Source organism: Phenylobacterium sp. GW823-FHT02A09 (genome assembly GCF_058797775.1).
The window spans coordinates 671,931-685,922 of record NZ_JBXAJZ010000002.1; the positions used below are offsets into that span (position 1 = coordinate 671,931).

The window sequence follows — 13,992 nt, forward strand, 5'->3', positions numbered from 1 at the left end:
CGGCCATGGTTGGAAAGACGCTTTACGATAAGATCTGGGACGCCCACGTCGTCGAGGAACAAGACGGCGAGACGATCCTCTATATCGACCTGCACCTCATCCACGAGGTCACGACCCCGCAGGCCTTCGCGGGCCTTCGCGCCAACCACCGGCCGGTACGCCGTCCGGACCGCACGCTTGCGGTCGCCGACCACAACATCCCGACCGAGGGCCAGGCCAAGGGCGTCGCCGCCGTGGCCGACGACGAAGCGCGCCTGCAGCTCCAGACGCTCGAGCGCAACGTCAAGGACAACGGCATCGAGTTCTTCCCGATGGGCGACATCCGCAACGGGATCGTCCACGTGGTCGGTCCCGAGCAGGGCCGCACCCAGCCGGGCATGACCATCGTCTGCGGCGACAGCCACACCTCGACCCACGGCGCGTTCGGCGCCCTGGCGCACGGCATCGGCACCTCGGAGGTCGAGCACGTGCTGGCCACCCAGACGCTGCGCCAGAAGAAGGCGAAAAACCTGCGCGTCACCGTCGACGGGACCCTGGCGCCCGGCGTCGGGGCCAAGGACATCGCCCTGGCGATCATCGGCGAGATCGGCACCGCCGGCGGCACCGGCTACGTCATCGAATACGCCGGCGAGGCCATCCGCGCCCTGTCGATGGAAGGCCGCATGACCCTGTGCAACCTGACCATCGAGGGCGGCGCCCGCGCCGGCCTGGTCGCGCCGGACCAGACGACCTACGACTACATGCTGGGCCGCCCGGCCGCCCCCAAGGGCGGCGCCTGGGAAATGGCGCTCAGCTATTGGAAGACCCTCTTCACCGACGAAGACGCGGTGTTCGACCGCGAGGTGGTGATCGACGGAAGCGCGATCGCCCCGCTGGTCACCTGGGGCACCTCGCCTGAGGACGTCATCGCCGTCACCGACGTGGCGCCCGATCCCGACAGCTTCGCCACCCCGGACAAGCGCGCCTCGGCTGCCCGCGCCCTGGAATACATGGGCCTGACCGCCGGCCAGCCGATCCAGGACGCCAAAATCGACGTGGTGTTCATCGGCTCGTGCACCAACAGCCGCATCGAGGACCTGCGCGAGGCGGCCAAGGTCGTCCAGCACGCCTTCGTGCACGGCAAGATGGTCGCCGAGCACGTGCGGGCCATGGTCGTGCCGGGCTCGGGCCTGGTGAAGGAACAGGCGGAGGAAGAAGGCCTGGACGCCATCTTCAAGGCCGCGGGCTTCGACTGGCGCGAGCCGGGCTGCTCGATGTGCCTGGGCATGAACCCTGATCGCCTCACCCCCGGCCAACGCTGCGCCTCGACCTCGAACCGCAACTTCGAGGGCCGCCAGGGCCGCGGCGGACGGACCCACCTGATGAGCCCGGCCATGGCCGCGGCCGCCGCCATCGCCGGCCACATCGCCGACGTCAGAGATTTCATGTGATGAGCGCCCGCACCAGCTTTCTGATCTGGTGGGGGCTTCCCATCCTCTGCGCCGGTCTCGGGGCCATGGCCGCCGCCTTCATGGGCGAGGGCGGGATCTTCGGTCGCGGGCCCGGCCAAGTCGGGCCCTTGATGCTGATCGGCGGTTACATCGTCGTGGTCGGCCTGCTGGCGGTGATCTTCCGCATGCGCCAGAACCTCGCCGCCTTCGAAGACCGCGACCGTTTCGACAAGCCGGTCGAGGCGGCGATGGTCGCCCTGTGCGCGCCGATCCTGGTCGCCGGGATCTGGCTGATGGGCTCGGGCCTGCGCGCCGATCTCGGCCCCAGCCGCACTGTCGCCGGCCAGCTTGAGCACATCGACAAGGTGGGCGCCTTCGGGCGCAGCTTCGGGATCAATCTCGTGACCACCGCCAGCCCGCTGATCCTGCCCTGCCGCATCGATCGCAACTGCGGCAGCCCGGTCCCGCTGCTGCGGCTGCAGCCGGGCGCCAAGCTCGAGGTCGAACTGCTGAACGGCAAGGTGCTCGGACTCAAGGCCGGCGGCCGCCAGCTCGTCGATCCGGCCGTGCAGCGCAGCTGGCGGGTCGGCTTCGCCGCCGCGGGCCTGGCCCTGCTGCTCGTCTATGGCGTGGCCTTCGTCATCGCCTCGCTGCGGCTGCTGCTCGACGCCGACGAGCCCGAGCTCGAAGCCCCAACCTACTGGACGACGACCCCGTGATCTCAGGACTCGACCACATCGCCCTGGCGGTGCGCGACCTGCCGGCCGCCATCGACGGCTATACCCGCCTGCTCGGCGTCGCGCCCAACTGGGTCGGCGGCGACGGCGGCGCGCGCCACGCCTGGTTCCAGTTGCCGAACATGGCGCTCGACGTCATCGCGCCGCACGGCGAGGGCGCGTTCGGCGACACCATCCGCGCCCACCTCGACTCCCACGGCGAGGGCATCTGGGCGATCGCCTTCACCACCCCCGACATCGAAGCGGCCCAGGCCCTGCTGGCCCGCCGCGGGATCGGCGGCTCGGCGCCGCATTCGACGCGTTCGACCCACGACGACGGCCGCAAGCGCTACTGGACGACCAGCGCCCTCGACGCGGCCGCGGTCGGCGGGATCAACATCCTGCTCACCGCCCCGCCCCGCGACGGCGTCGCCTGGCCGCTGTCCGAGCCGACCGGCGACGCGCCGATCGCCCAGCTCGATCACGTGGTGATCTACACCCCCAACCCCGACCGGGCGCTGGCGGTCTACGGCGCCAAGCTCGGCCTCGACCTGCGCCTCGACCGCTCCAACCCCGATTGGAAGGTCCGGCAGCTGTTCTTCCGCTGCGCCGATAGCGTCGTGGAGTTCGCCTCGCGCCTCGATCGGCAGGAATCCGACGGCGCCGACAGCTTCGGAGGCCTTGCCTGGCAAGTCGCCGACATCGACGCCGCCCAGGCCCGCATCGCTTCGGCAGGTTTCGACGTTTCCGAAGTGAAAACCGGCCGAAAGCCCGGCACCCGCGTCTGCACCATACGATCAGGGGTTGCGTCCGCCCCGACGCTCTTGATCTCGCAGTCCGCCCGGCCCTCGACCTGACCTGAACCTCTGCTAAGACCACGCCATGCAAGCTTTCACCCGTCTCGACGCCAAGATCGCCCCGCTGCCGCTGGCGAACATCGACACCGACCAGATCATCCCCAAGCAGTTCCTGAAGACCGTGGAACGCGAGGGCCTGGGCCGCGGCCTGTTCTACGACTTCCGCTTCGACGAAAACGGCAAGGAAAAGAGCGACTTCGTTCTGAACCGGCCCGAGTACAAGGGCGCAGGCGTGCTGGTCGCCGGCGACAATTTCGGCTGCGGCTCCTCGCGCGAGCACGCGCCCTGGGCGCTGATGGACTTCGGGATCGACTGCGTGATCTCGACCAGCTTCGCGGACATTTTCTATAACAACTGCTTCCAGAACGGCCTGCTGCCGGTGATCCTGAAACCCGAGGAAGTTCAGGACCTTATGGAAGAGGCCAAGGGCGGCAACCACATGGTGACCGTCGACCTCGAAGCCCAGACCGTGGTCTCGCCGTCCGGCAAGACCTTCAGCTTCCAGATCGATCCGTCCCGCAAAGACAAGATGCTCAACGGCCTCGACGCCATCGGCGAGACCCTGCAAGCCGCGCCGTCCATCGACGTCTTCGAGGGCAAGCGCGCCATCAGCCAGCCTTGGCTGGAACGGGCGTGAGCCTGATCATCGCCGGCACGGTGCGGGTGCCGCCGGAGGTCCTAAGCGACTTCCGGCCGCACATGCGCGCCATGCTGGACGCCAGCCGCGCCGAGGACGGCTGCCTCGAATATTCCTACGCCGAGGACGTGCTCGATCCCGGCCTGATCCGAGTGTTCGAGGCCTGGCGCGACCAGGCCGCGCTCGACGCCCACTTCAAAACGCCGCACATGGCGACCTGGCGCAGCCATTGGCCCGCCTTCGGGGTTTCCGATCGCCGGCTCTTCGCCTACGAGATCGCCTCCGAACGCCAGCTCTAGGCGCGTGACTTTTACGGGGGTTCCCACATGACCGACCTGCTCCTCCTGCCCGGCGACGGCATCGGCCCGGAAGTGACCGCGCAGGTCCGTCGCGTGGCCGAGGCCCTGACCCCGGATCTCGCCATCGAGGAGCGGCTGTTCGGCGGCGCCAGCTACGACGCCCACGGCCTGCCCCTGACCGAAGAGACCCTCGCCGCCGCCAAGGCGTCGAAGGCCGTGCTGATGGGCGCGGTCGGCGGTCCGAAGTGGGCCGGCGCCCCGCGCGACAAGCGCCCGGAAGCTGGGCTGCTGAACCTGCGCGCCGGCATGGAAGTGTTCGCCAACCTGCGCCCGGCCCTGTGCTTCAACGCCCTGGCCGACGCCTCCAGCCTCAAGCGCGAGATCGTCGAAGGCCTCGACTTCATGATCGTCCGCGAGCTGACCGGCGGCATCTATTTCGGCTCGCCGCGCTTCATCGAAGAGCTGCCCGAGGGCGGCAAGCGCGCCGTCGACACCCAGGTCTACACCACCGCCGAGATCGAACGCGTCGCCCGCGTCGCCTTCGAACTGGCCCGCGGCCGCCGCAACAAGGTCCACTCGGCCGAGAAGTCCAACGTCATGGACTCGGGCCTGCTGTGGCGCGAGGTGGTCTCCGACCTGCACAAGCGCGAGTACGCCGACGTCGAGCTCGAGCACATCCTGGCCGACAACGCCGCCATGCAGATCGTCAAGAACCCCAAGCAGTTCGACGTCATGGTCACCGACAACCTGTTCGGCGACATCCTCTCGGACGCCGCCGCCCAGCTGACCGGCTCGCTCGGCATGCTGCCCTCGGCCGCGCTCGGCGCCGCCGGCAAGCCGGGCCTTTACGAGCCGATCCACGGTTCGGCCCCGGACATCGCTGGCCAGAACCTGGCCAACCCGCTGGCCGCGATCCTGTCGCTGGAGATGGCGCTGCGCTGGTCGCTGGACCGCGCCGAGGCCGCCGACAAGCTCTACGCCGCCGTGGTCAAGGCGCTCGAAGGCGGGGCCCGCACCCGCGACCTCGGCGGTTCGCTGTCGACCGTGCAGATGGGCGACGCGGTGCTCGCCGCGCTCTAGAGCCGGCGGTACTCCATCGTCGAGCCGTCCGGGAGACGGCCGCGCAGGGCGGCCCAGTCGCCGCCCTGATCGTACCAGTCGTCGATCTGACTCTCGCCGCGCAGGCTCCAGCGGGTCGCGGAAATGAGCTTGCCGCTGGCCAGCTTGACCTGCTCGGCGCCGACCCTCCGCGCGGTCAGCCGCAGCAGCTTGCCTTCCTGCGGGTTGAACAGCGGCCCGCTCAGGACCGTCGCCTTCCAGTGGGTCAGCGGCGCGGCGTCGGCCGGCGCCCGCAGCCGCCCGCCGGCGCTGTCGATCACCACTGCATCAGGATCGCGCCGCGCCTCCACTCGCTGCCGCTTGCCGTTGCCGTCGGTCGTGGTCTCCAGGCTCGCAAATCGCCCGCCACGCCAGCGCTCCAGCGCCCGGTGCGTGTAGCGATAGACCGGGACCGGCCCCAGCTTGACCACCAGCGACACCTCGGTGCGGACCGCGACATCTTCGGCCGCGCCGAAAAAAGTCATCTCGTGGTCGCCGACCCGGACCCCGTTCCGGAACACGGCGAAGGCGAGCTTGTCCGCCGCCACGGCCCGCGGCGCGCCGAACAGCGCAACGCCCGTCGTCATAACGGTTCTGCGCGAAATCGCCTGCATGACGACGCTCCCGGTCCCGGCGCGGCCGCGCCTATGCGGGAGATACGTGCAGCCGCGCCACACGGACGCGCCGCGGCGAACAAACGCACCATCTCGCGATTGCATTTTCCAGCGATATGGGAGATGGGGACGCCCGCATGAGTTATCTTAAGAACAGCACTTTCCAAGACCGCGCGTCAGCGTCCCTCGAAGCCAAAAAGGCTCTCCTGGCCAAGATGAAGGTGAAACCCACCGTCACGGCCGACCCGGGCACCGATCGCGCCACCATCAAAGCCAACGAGCTGGCCGAACTCCGCGCCAAGCGCGAGGTCGAGCGCGCCGAACGTCGTCGCGTCCAGGCCGAGCAGGACGAGCTCAAGCGCGAGATCGACGCGTTCAACGCCGAGACCGCCGAGCTGGAGTTGCGCGCCGCCCAGAAGGCCGCGCGCGACGCCCGCTACGCTGCGCGCAAGCAACGCCGCAAGTAGACTGATCCGTCAGTCCGGGTGGTCGGCCGCCGAGGCCGGCGCCACGTGCGGCGGGAACGCGTCCGCCATAGGCTCGTACTTGGCTCTGGCCTTTTCCAGCCGCGCCCGCATGTCGGCCGCGGCCTCGGGGAAGTTGCGCGCGACGCTGTAGCTCTCGCCCGGATCGATATCCATGTCGAAGAGCAGCGGATAGCCGTCCAGCGGGATGTCGTAGGTCCGGTAGTAGGACCGCGCCACGTACTTCCAGCGCGGCGTGCGTACGGCCGCGACCTTGGCGTTGTCGAACAGCACGATCTCTTCGTGCGGCGAGGCCGCGCCCTCCTTCAGCACCGCCGACAGGTCGGCGCCATCCAGTTCGCGACCCCCGACCGGCGGCCGACCGGCCATGGCGTTCAGAGTCGGCAGCAGGTCGAGATTGCTGGCCAGGGCGTTGCTGACGGCTCCGGCCGGCAGCGTCCCCGGCTGGCGGGCGATGAACGGCACCCGGAAGCCGCCGTCCCAGGCCGAACCGCCCTTGCGGTCGCGGAACGGGCCTGACGAACCTTCGAACCACGGCCCGTTGTCCGACGTGAAGACCACCATGGTGTCCTCGTCGAGACCCAGCGCCTTCAGCTTCTCCAGCAGCCGCCCGACGTTGAGGTCGATCTCCTCGACCACCTCGCCATAGGCGCCGCCGGGCGAGCCGGTCAGGTCGTCGGGGTTCGGCTTCAGCGGGATGTGCGGCGCGGTCAGCGTCAGCAGCACGAAGAACGGCTGCTCGCGGTTCTGCTCGGCGAAGGCGATGGTCTGCTCGAAGAACCACTGGGTCAGCTTGGTGAAGTCGGCCTTGCTCTCGGTCATCGGCGAGGTGGCGCTGTCGTAGAGCGCCAGCGGCTTCATGTCGTGGCTGTAGGGCAGGCCGTAGAAGCGGTCGAACCCATAGACCATCGGCGGCCAGTGCGGCGCCACGTGGCCCAGGTGCCACTTGCCGATCAGGGCGCTGGCGTAGTCCTCACCCAACGCCTTTGGGATGGTCAGGGCGTCCGGCGGCAGGCCGGTGGTGTCAGCCGGCTGGATGACCTCGTGCGCCAACCCGTTGCGGATCGCGTATTGGCCGGTCAGCAGGCCGGCGCGCGAGGGCGTGCAGACATTGGCCGAGGCGTAGAAGTCGGTCAGCCGCACGCCTTCGGACGCCATGCGGTCCAGGTGCGGAGTGCGGATGACCTTGCCGCCGTCGCAGCCGAGGTCGCCGTAGCCGAGGTCGTCGGCCATGATCACGATGAAATTGGGTTTGCGCATGGCGCGCACTCTAGGGCGGCCGTAAGCGTTGTCACCCCGCCGCAGCGCGCCCTAGAGCTTCAGCACCCAGGTCTCGCTGATCAGGCCCTTGGCGAAGGCGCCGTCAGGGCGGCTTTCGACCAATTCGAACCCGGCGCCGGCATAGACCGCGCGGGCGGCGGTCAGGATGCTCTGGGTCCACAGGGTGATCTCGCCATAGCCGGCCTTGCGCGCGAAGGCGACGCACTCGGCGACCAGCCGCTTGCCCAGGCCCAGGCCCCGCGCCGTCGGCTCGATCAGCAGCAGCCGCACCTTGGCCTGCCCCGGCTGCTCGCCCTTGACCAGGAAGATCGAGCCGAGGATCTCGCCGTCCCGCTCGGCGATCCAGCAGCGCTCGCGGGCAGGGTCGAGGTTGTTCACGAAATCGGCGGCGATCTGGGCGACCAGCGCCTCGAACCGCTCGTCCCAGCCGTACTCGCGCGCATAGAGCGTTCCGTGGCGATGGATGACCCAGCCGATGTCGCCGGGCCGATGGCCGCGCAGCACGATCTTCCCGGCGGACGGCTCCTCGAGCAGGTGCTCGATCTCGGCCATGGCCTTGGTGAGCTTGGTCTTCTGGACGGTGGTCAGCGCGCCCAGCATCCCCTCGACCGCGCCCTGGGCCGAGCCGAGCCAGCGATTGTAGGCGTGGATGCCCTCGGAGGTCAGCCATACCGAGACGCTGCGGCGGTCGCTTTCCGAGGTCTGGCGGGTCAGCAGCGCCTCGCGTTCGAAGCGCTTGAGCACGCGGCTGAGATAGCCGTTGTCCATTCCCGTGCACGCCGCCAGCAGCTTCGGCGTGATCCCGTCCGGCGCCTGGGCGACCTCGTAGAGCACGCGCATTTCGGCGAGCGTGTAGGGCGATCCGAGGTGGGCTTCGTCCAGCGCGCCGATGCGGCGGGTGTAGAAGCGGTTGAAACGCCGCACGGCGGCGACGGGGTCCCGAGACAGCATGGAATCTCCTCTGCAGGCAGGAAATTCCATGTAGTTGACTGAGTCAACTATCGTGTTTTGCCCCCCGCGCGGCGGCTCATCAGGCCCAGAAGTTCGGTCGCCACGGCCAGCCAGGCGGGGGTCAGCCCTTCGGACAGTCCCTGGGCCCACAACGCCTTGCGCTGCAACGCCTCGCCATAGGCCGCGCGGCCTTCGGAGGTGAGCTGCAAAAGGTGCGCGCGACGGTGCTCGGGGTTCTCTCGCCACTCGGCCAGGCCGCGTTCGGCGAGGTCGTCGGCGACCCGCTGCACCGCCTGGCGGCTGAGACCTAGGGTGCGGGCGATCTGCGGCACCGTGCGGGCGGTTCCCGGCGCCGCCAGCACGGTGGCGACCCGCACCCGCGCTCCCGTCATGCCGGTGTCGGAGAACATGCGCTCCTCGACCTCGGCGAAGCGGTCGGCCGCGGTCCCCACGGCCTCGACCAGGCGCAGGACGGCGTCGGCGGAAGCTTCCATGACAGTATCCTGTCACTTTGACAATATGCTGTCAAATGTCTTGGATTGCCGGATCCGGGGGCCAAGCTAGAGTTCGGGCATGCAAGCCCTGCTCCTCCGCGCGCCCTACGAGCGCATCGCCGACCGCCTGGCCGCCCTGGCTCCCGATCTCGACGTCGTGGTGCTGGAGCCTGACGGCGGCCTGACCCTGCGAGGCGCGCCGTTCGACGCCGGCGATCTCAAGCCTGACATCTGGTGGCTGAGCCTCGACGCGTTCGGCAAGCGCGGCGGCGACTACTTCCCGCGGCTGGCGGCCTCGCCGGACGCGCGCTGGGTGCAGACCGCCTTCGCCGGGCTCGACAACCCGATGTTCAAGCCGCTGGCCCGCGAGGGGCTGACCGTCACCAATTCCAGCGCCCAGGCTCCGGCCATCGCCGAGTACGTGACCATCCACGCGCTCAGCCTGCTGCACCCGATCTCCGAGCAGGCGGCGCACCAGGCCGCGCACGCCTGGACGCCGGTCAACTTCCGCGAGGTCGGCCAGACCCGCTGGCTGATCGTCGGCTTCGGCAATATCGGCCGCGAGATCGCCCAGCGCGCCAAGGCGTTCGGCGCTCAGGTCGAGGCGGTGCGGCGCTCGCCCGATCCGGAGGGGCTGGCCGACGCGGTCAGCACCCTCGCCGACCTGCCGCGTACCCTGCCCCAGGCCGACGTGGTGGTGCTGGCCTGCGCCCTGAACGAAGAGACCCGCGACCTGGCCGACGCCGCGTTCTTCGCGGCGATGAAGCCGGGCGCGATCCTCATCAACATCGGCCGCGGCGGGCTGGTCGACGAGGAGGCCCTGCGCGCCGGCCTCGACCGCGACCAGCCGGCCCACGCCGTGCTCGACGTCTTCCAGACCGAGCCGCTGCCGGCCGACGCCTGGTTCTGGGACCATCCGAAGGTGCGGGTCACGCCGCACGCCTCCAACCGCGGCGAGTTGACCGGGGCGCGCGGCGACGCCCTGTTCCTCGAGAACCTGGGCCGCTACCTGCGCGGCGAGCCGATGCTCAACGTCACCCGCGCGGCGGACATCGCGGCGGTCTAGGCCTCGACCGTCATCTGGGTCTGCAGCACCAGCGCCAGCAGCTTGCCCTCGGCGCTGGTGATGCGCGTCTGCCAGACGCTGGAGCGGCGGCCGACGTGCAGCGGAACGGCCTCGCCGGTGACGGTCGTCCCGACCTTGGCCGCGCCCAGGAAGTTGGTCTTCGACTCCAGGGTCGTGGTCCGCGCGCCGGCCGGCAGGTTGAGGAAGCCGCCGATCGCGCCCAAGGCGTCGGCGAAGGCCATGAACGCGCCGCCGTGGAGGATGCCGCCGGCGGTGCAGAGGTCCTCGCGGACGACCAGCCGGCCGACCACGCGGTCCTTGCCGCGCTCGATGATCTCCACGCCCATCAGGTTGGAAAAGGGCATGCCGGTGTCCTGCGCCATGTGGCGTCCTCCTCTATCCGCGCGTTGTGACCCGCCGGCCGCGGCGGGTCGATGACCTGCGAGGTAACGGCTAGCCGCGCGGCCCACGGGCCAGTTGCGCGACCATGCGCTCGGTCATCCGCGCCCGCTCCTCGCGCAGCACCCGGTCGAGCGCGTCCTGGGCCGGTGACGCGGGACCGGCCTCGCCGATGCCGAGCAGCCGGCGGCGCACCTGGTCCAGATAGTCGGGCGCGGCGGGGTCCGGCAGCGGCGACGCACGCGGCTCCAGACCGTAGGCCGGCAGCACCTCGCCCCCCATCACCTCGGCGCGCAGCTCGGCCAGGCTCATCGGTTCTGGATCGTCCGTGACCAGCCAGCTGGCCAGCCCGCCCTCGGCCAGCACCTCGCGCAGGCTGTCGACGAAGAAGGCGCTCTCGGCGCCCTGCGGCCGGGCGGCAAAAGCCGCCGAGTCGTTGTTGCCGCCGCCGATCCCGGCCAGATCCATCATCGCGGCCAGGTCGTCCTCGCCCTCCAGCGCCGCCAGAGAGCCCGCGGCCGCCTCGAAGCGCTTTGTAAACAGAAGGTTGCCCTCGCCGCGGCGATCGCGCGGGCCGGCCGGGCCGACGTCCGTGACCGAAGAAATGCTGCTGATGGACATGACGCCTCCCGCTGTGACGCATCGCACGTCGCAAGCGGCGGGCCAGTCGGGCGATCGCCGTTCATTGCGCGCGGGAACCGCAAGGCGTAAGGGGACGCTCCGCTTTTGAACCTCTGAAGGAGACCGCCATGGGCTATCGGGTGGCCGTGGTCGGCGCCACGGGCAATGTGGGCCGCGAGATGCTGAACATCCTGGAGGAAGTGAACTTCCCCGTGGACAAGATTCACGCGATCGCCAGCCGCCGTTCGATCGGCGTCGAGGTCTCGTTCGGGGAACAGATCCTCAAGTGCGAGGACGTCGAGCAGTTCGACTTCTCGACCGTCGATGTCGTGCTGATGAGCGTGTCCGGCTCGTTCTCCAAGGAATGGTCGCCGAAGATCGGCGCCGCCGGCCCGATCGTGATCGACAACTCCTCGGCTTGGCGCATGGACCCCGACGTGCCGCTGATCGTGCCGGAAGTGAATCCGGACGACGTCGCCTACGCCGGCAAGAAGAACATCATCGCCAACCCGAACTGCTCGACCGCCCAGCTGGTCGTGGCGCTGAAGCCGCTGCATGACCGCGCCCGCATCAAGCGAGTGGTGGTCTCGACCTACCAGTCGGTGTCCGGCGCCGGCAAGGAAGGCATGGACGAACTCTGGGATCAGACCAAGGGCATCTTCGTCCTCGGTGCGCCCGAGCCGAAGAAGTTCCCCAAGCAGATCGCATTCAACGTCATTCCGTTCATCGGCGCCTTCAACGACGACGGCTACACCGACGAAGAAGCCAAGATGTGGCACGAGACCCACAAGATGATCGACCCGTCGATCGCCCTGACGGTCACCTGCGTCCGCGTGCCGGTGATGGTCGGCCACTCCGAGAGCGTGAACATCGAGTTCCACGATCCGCTCGACGAGGACGAGGCCCGCGACCTGCTGCGCGAAAGCCCCGGCCTGATCGTCATCGATCAGCGCAACGACAAGGGCTACATCACGCCCAAGGAGGCCCAGGGCGAATTCCCGGTCTTCGTCAGCCGCATCCGCAAGGACCCGACGGTCGAGAACGGCCTGAACATGTGGGTCGTGGCCGACAACCTGCGTAAGGGCGCGGCGCTGAACGCGGTGCAGATCGCCGAGCTGCTGCACGAGCGCGGCCTGCTGAAGAGCAAGACCGCGGCCTAAGGCGCTTTCAAAGAGTCTTGAGCAATACGATCCGGTCGGATCGGATTTTGCTCTAGGCGGCCGCTCCGAGCTGGCTGATCAGGCTTCGCACCTGGTCCATGCGCTCGGGGTTGGCCGCCAGTTCGGCCCGCGTCTCGTCCTGGCGGACCAGGCGCATCGCCTCCTGGCGGGCGCGGTCCGCCGCCGGGCCGGCCGGCGCGGTCTCGCCCGCGGCCAGCTTGAGCAGCAGCAACAGCTTCTGCGCGGCCGAGGCCGGGGTCTTGGCCAGGGTCGGGACCAGCCGGGCGTCGGCCTCGACCAGACCGCCGACGTCGCCGATCTTGGCCTGGATCGGCGCATAGTCCTCCTCGGCCAAGCCGCCGCGGGCCACGGCCCGCTGCAGCGCCGCCAGCTTTTGCAGCTTCACCGCGGCGGTGTCCGGGCCGTAGCGAAATTCCTTCTCGAACCGCAGCGCCGAGACGCCGGCCGACAGATAGCGCCCAGCCTGGCGCTTGTTGGCGCCGCCGATGACGTTCTCGACCAGCCAGACCAGCGCCTCGATCTCCTCCCGGGCGCTGCGCTCGCCGCCGCCCAGATAGGCTTCGACGAAGTCGCTGGTGACCAGCATCCGCGAGCGCTGGACGAAGGCGGCCTGCACGTCGTCGACATTGAGCAGCGCCCCGGCGGCGGCGGCGGCGGTCAGGGTCATGGCCAGGCCGCGCATTACCTCGATCTCGCCCGACGCGTCGGACGGGCGCAGCCGCCGCGGGCCGTGCAGCTCGCGCACCACCCGCTTGGCGATGGCGACGCGAACGCTGGCGAAGTCGTCGGCCGCCAGCCACTTGGAGAGCCGCGTCGCGGCCTCCGACAGCGGCGGCATGATCCGGGCGACGGACGGCTCGGCGCGGATCAGGGCGTCGACCGTGTCGCAGGCCGCCAGCCGGGTCATCGCCGCCAGCTGGCCGCCCAGGTCGAGTTCAAGTCCGATGATGTTGTCGAGGCCCGACTTCGAGCCGAGGATCTCGGCCAGCGGCTGCTCGACGGTCTGCAGGGCCAGGCCGCGCGGCGGGCCCGTGACCGGGGCGGCGTCGGCCAGGTCGAGCAGGCGCGAGACCTTTTCGGACCACGAGCGGGCCGGCGCGATCGAGGCCGCGACCCCCGCGCCCAGCAGGTAGGCGCGCTCCGGATCGTGGCTGACGCGTTCGGCGGCGCGCGCGAAGCCTTCCTTGTCGAGGTTGGGCATGCCGCCGCGGCGGCTGTCCTTGAGCAGGCGGTCGATGGCCCGCTCGACCAGGCTGGAGAACGTGCGGATCAGTTCGTGGACGCTCAGGCCGCGGCTCTGCGCCTCCGGGATCGCGACCTTCTGGATGGCGTGCTGCAGGTCGGTGCCCGAGGCTTCCAGCTCCTCGACCAGGTCGGGGCGGTGCAGCAGTTCGAACGGCGTCGCGCCCTTGCGCTCCAGCCAGCCCTCGAGCAGCCGGCCGATCCGCTCGCGGGCGTGGACGGTGTAGAGGTCCTGCGGGCTGACGCAGAGCGGATCCTGGTTCTCGACGACCTTCTTCTTCTTCGGCGCCTCGGCGACGCCCAGGTTGAGGATGGTGATCGACTGGAACTCGCGGGTCTCGGGGTGGAGCGTTTCCTTGGTGACCCGGACGGCGGCGACGCGCCCTTCGGCCATCAACTCCTCGGCCGCCGAGGTCGCCGCGGTGCGGTTCTCGGTGGCCATGTCGAGCTTCCACGCCGCGCCAGGGGCCCGCCGAATGAAGACTTCGTAATGGACTTGGTGGCCGGTCACGGGAGGTCCCTTTCCCGGCCAGCATGCGCCAACAAGCTTAATACCGTTTTATCACAAGGGATTGCGGCGCCTGACCGTGGGTCGGCGAGCGATGGAACCAGTCGCCTGTC

Annotated in this window: 16 protein-coding genes; 9 read left to right on the plus strand and 7 right to left on the minus strand. The window is 69.5% G+C overall.

Annotated features, from left to right (window positions below; genetic code table 11):
* Positions 1–5: 5 nt before the first annotated feature.
* The 6 genes from leuC to leuB are packed head-to-tail and all read left to right on the plus strand — an operon-like array spanning position 6 to position 5,019.
* Positions 6–1,430, plus strand: a complete 1,425-nt coding sequence (leuC, locus tag AC1Q87_RS10495; protein WP_492608891.1) for a 3-isopropylmalate dehydratase large subunit — start codon at positions 6–8, stop codon at positions 1,428–1,430.
* Positions 1,430–2,149 carry a hypothetical protein gene (locus AC1Q87_RS10500; RefSeq protein ID WP_492608892.1) on the plus strand — a complete coding sequence of 240 codons (720 nt, stop codon included), beginning with the start codon at positions 1,430–1,432 and terminating at the stop codon, positions 2,147–2,149. The genes leuC and AC1Q87_RS10500 overlap by 1 nt, the downstream gene beginning before the upstream one ends.
* On the plus strand, positions 2,146–3,003 hold the full coding sequence (locus AC1Q87_RS10505) for a VOC family protein (RefSeq protein WP_492608893.1): 858 nt from the start codon (positions 2,146–2,148) through the stop codon (positions 3,001–3,003). The genes AC1Q87_RS10500 and AC1Q87_RS10505 overlap by 4 nt, the downstream gene beginning before the upstream one ends.
* Positions 3,004–3,028: 25 nt before the next feature.
* Positions 3,029–3,640 (plus strand): 3-isopropylmalate dehydratase small subunit, encoded by a 612-nt coding sequence (leuD, locus tag AC1Q87_RS10510; protein WP_492608894.1) that lies wholly within the window; start codon positions 3,029–3,031, stop codon positions 3,638–3,640.
* Positions 3,637–3,939 (plus strand): putative quinol monooxygenase, encoded by a 303-nt coding sequence (locus AC1Q87_RS10515; protein WP_492608895.1) that lies wholly within the window; start codon positions 3,637–3,639, stop codon positions 3,937–3,939. The genes leuD and AC1Q87_RS10515 overlap by 4 nt, the downstream gene beginning before the upstream one ends.
* Before the next feature lie 27 nt (positions 3,940–3,966).
* On the plus strand, positions 3,967–5,019 hold the full coding sequence (leuB, locus tag AC1Q87_RS10520) for a 3-isopropylmalate dehydrogenase (protein WP_492608896.1): 1,053 nt from the start codon (positions 3,967–3,969) through the stop codon (positions 5,017–5,019).
* Here the strand turns inward: leuB and AC1Q87_RS10525 are convergent.
* Complete coding sequence (locus tag AC1Q87_RS10525; RefSeq protein WP_492608897.1) at positions 5,016–5,624, minus strand: DUF6134 family protein; 609 nt, start codon at positions 5,622–5,624, stop codon at positions 5,016–5,018. The genes leuB and AC1Q87_RS10525 overlap by 4 nt on opposite strands.
* A gap of 164 nt (positions 5,625–5,788) precedes the next feature.
* Between AC1Q87_RS10525 and AC1Q87_RS10530 the strand changes: the two genes are divergently transcribed.
* On the plus strand, positions 5,789–6,118 hold the full coding sequence (locus AC1Q87_RS10530; RefSeq protein WP_492608898.1) for a DUF6481 family protein: 330 nt from the start codon (positions 5,789–5,791) through the stop codon (positions 6,116–6,118).
* 9 nt (positions 6,119–6,127) lie between these two features.
* On the opposite strand, the gene AC1Q87_RS10535 is transcribed toward AC1Q87_RS10530, so the two are convergent.
* From AC1Q87_RS10535 to AC1Q87_RS10545, 3 genes are read right to left on the minus strand one after another with little or no spacing between them, the layout of a single operon-like run.
* A complete protein-coding gene (locus tag AC1Q87_RS10535; RefSeq protein ID WP_492608899.1) occupies positions 6,128–7,396 on the minus strand; it encodes a sulfatase family protein in 1,269 nt (422 codons plus the stop codon).
* Between the two features lie 51 nt (positions 7,397–7,447).
* On the minus strand, positions 7,448–8,368 hold the full coding sequence (locus tag AC1Q87_RS10540; RefSeq protein WP_492608900.1) for a bifunctional helix-turn-helix transcriptional regulator/GNAT family N-acetyltransferase: 921 nt from the start codon (positions 8,366–8,368) through the stop codon (positions 7,448–7,450).
* 47 nt (positions 8,369–8,415) lie between these two features.
* Complete coding sequence (locus AC1Q87_RS10545) at positions 8,416–8,862, minus strand: MarR family winged helix-turn-helix transcriptional regulator (RefSeq protein WP_492608901.1); 447 nt, start codon at positions 8,860–8,862, stop codon at positions 8,416–8,418.
* Between the two features lie 79 nt (positions 8,863–8,941).
* Here AC1Q87_RS10545 and AC1Q87_RS10550 point away from each other — a divergent pair, with 79 nt between their 5' ends.
* On the plus strand, positions 8,942–9,928 hold the full coding sequence (locus AC1Q87_RS10550) for an NAD(P)-dependent oxidoreductase (protein ID WP_492608902.1): 987 nt from the start codon (positions 8,942–8,944) through the stop codon (positions 9,926–9,928).
* Here AC1Q87_RS10550 and AC1Q87_RS10555 read toward each other — a convergent pair.
* The gene (locus AC1Q87_RS10555) at positions 9,925–10,311 is read right to left on the minus strand and encodes a PaaI family thioesterase (protein WP_492608903.1); all 387 of its coding nucleotides are present in this window, start codon (positions 10,309–10,311) and stop codon (positions 9,925–9,927) included. The genes AC1Q87_RS10550 and AC1Q87_RS10555 overlap by 4 nt on opposite strands.
* 70 nt (positions 10,312–10,381) lie before the next feature.
* On the minus strand, positions 10,382–10,948 hold the full coding sequence (locus AC1Q87_RS10560) for a hypothetical protein (protein WP_492608904.1): 567 nt from the start codon (positions 10,946–10,948) through the stop codon (positions 10,382–10,384).
* A 128-nt stretch (positions 10,949–11,076) separates the two neighbouring features.
* On the opposite strand from AC1Q87_RS10560, the gene AC1Q87_RS10565 reads away from it, so the two are divergent.
* Positions 11,077–12,108 (plus strand): aspartate-semialdehyde dehydrogenase, encoded by a 1,032-nt coding sequence (locus AC1Q87_RS10565; RefSeq protein ID WP_492608905.1) that lies wholly within the window; start codon positions 11,077–11,079, stop codon positions 12,106–12,108.
* Positions 12,109–12,160: 52 nt separating this feature from the next.
* On the opposite strand, the gene AC1Q87_RS10570 is transcribed toward AC1Q87_RS10565, so the two are convergent.
* Entirely contained in the window at positions 12,161–13,882 is a 1,722-nt protein-coding gene (locus AC1Q87_RS10570; RefSeq protein ID WP_492608906.1) for a hypothetical protein, read from the minus strand.
* Between the last annotated feature and the right edge of the window lie 110 nt (positions 13,883–13,992).

Coding starts and splice junctions, on each gene's coding strand:
- leuD (WP_492608894.1), top strand. CDS start 3,029: ATGCAAGCTTTCACCCGTCTCGACGCCAAGATCGCCCCGCTGCCGCTG.
- AC1Q87_RS10560 (WP_492608904.1), bottom strand. CDS start 10,948: ATGTCCATCAGCAGCATTTCTTCGGTCACGGACGTCGGCCCGGCCGGC.
- leuC (WP_492608891.1), top strand. CDS start 6: ATGGTTGGAAAGACGCTTTACGATAAGATCTGGGACGCCCACGTCGTC.
- AC1Q87_RS10525 (WP_492608897.1), bottom strand. CDS start 5,624: ATGACGACGGGCGTTGCGCTGTTCGGCGCGCCGCGGGCCGTGGCGGCG.
- AC1Q87_RS10565 (WP_492608905.1), top strand. CDS start 11,077: ATGGGCTATCGGGTGGCCGTGGTCGGCGCCACGGGCAATGTGGGCCGC.
- AC1Q87_RS10550 (WP_492608902.1), top strand. CDS start 8,942: ATGCAAGCCCTGCTCCTCCGCGCGCCCTACGAGCGCATCGCCGACCGC.
- AC1Q87_RS10545 (WP_492608901.1), bottom strand. CDS start 8,862: ATGGAAGCTTCCGCCGACGCCGTCCTGCGCCTGGTCGAGGCCGTGGGG.
- AC1Q87_RS10535 (WP_492608899.1), bottom strand. CDS start 7,396: ATGCGCAAACCCAATTTCATCGTGATCATGGCCGACGACCTCGGCTAC.
- leuB (WP_492608896.1), top strand. CDS start 3,967: ATGACCGACCTGCTCCTCCTGCCCGGCGACGGCATCGGCCCGGAAGTG.
- AC1Q87_RS10555 (WP_492608903.1), bottom strand. CDS start 10,311: ATGGCGCAGGACACCGGCATGCCCTTTTCCAACCTGATGGGCGTGGAG.
- AC1Q87_RS10500 (WP_492608892.1), top strand. CDS start 1,430: ATGAGCGCCCGCACCAGCTTTCTGATCTGGTGGGGGCTTCCCATCCTC.
- AC1Q87_RS10530 (WP_492608898.1), top strand. CDS start 5,789: ATGAGTTATCTTAAGAACAGCACTTTCCAAGACCGCGCGTCAGCGTCC.
- AC1Q87_RS10540 (WP_492608900.1), bottom strand. CDS start 8,368: ATGCTGTCTCGGGACCCCGTCGCCGCCGTGCGGCGTTTCAACCGCTTC.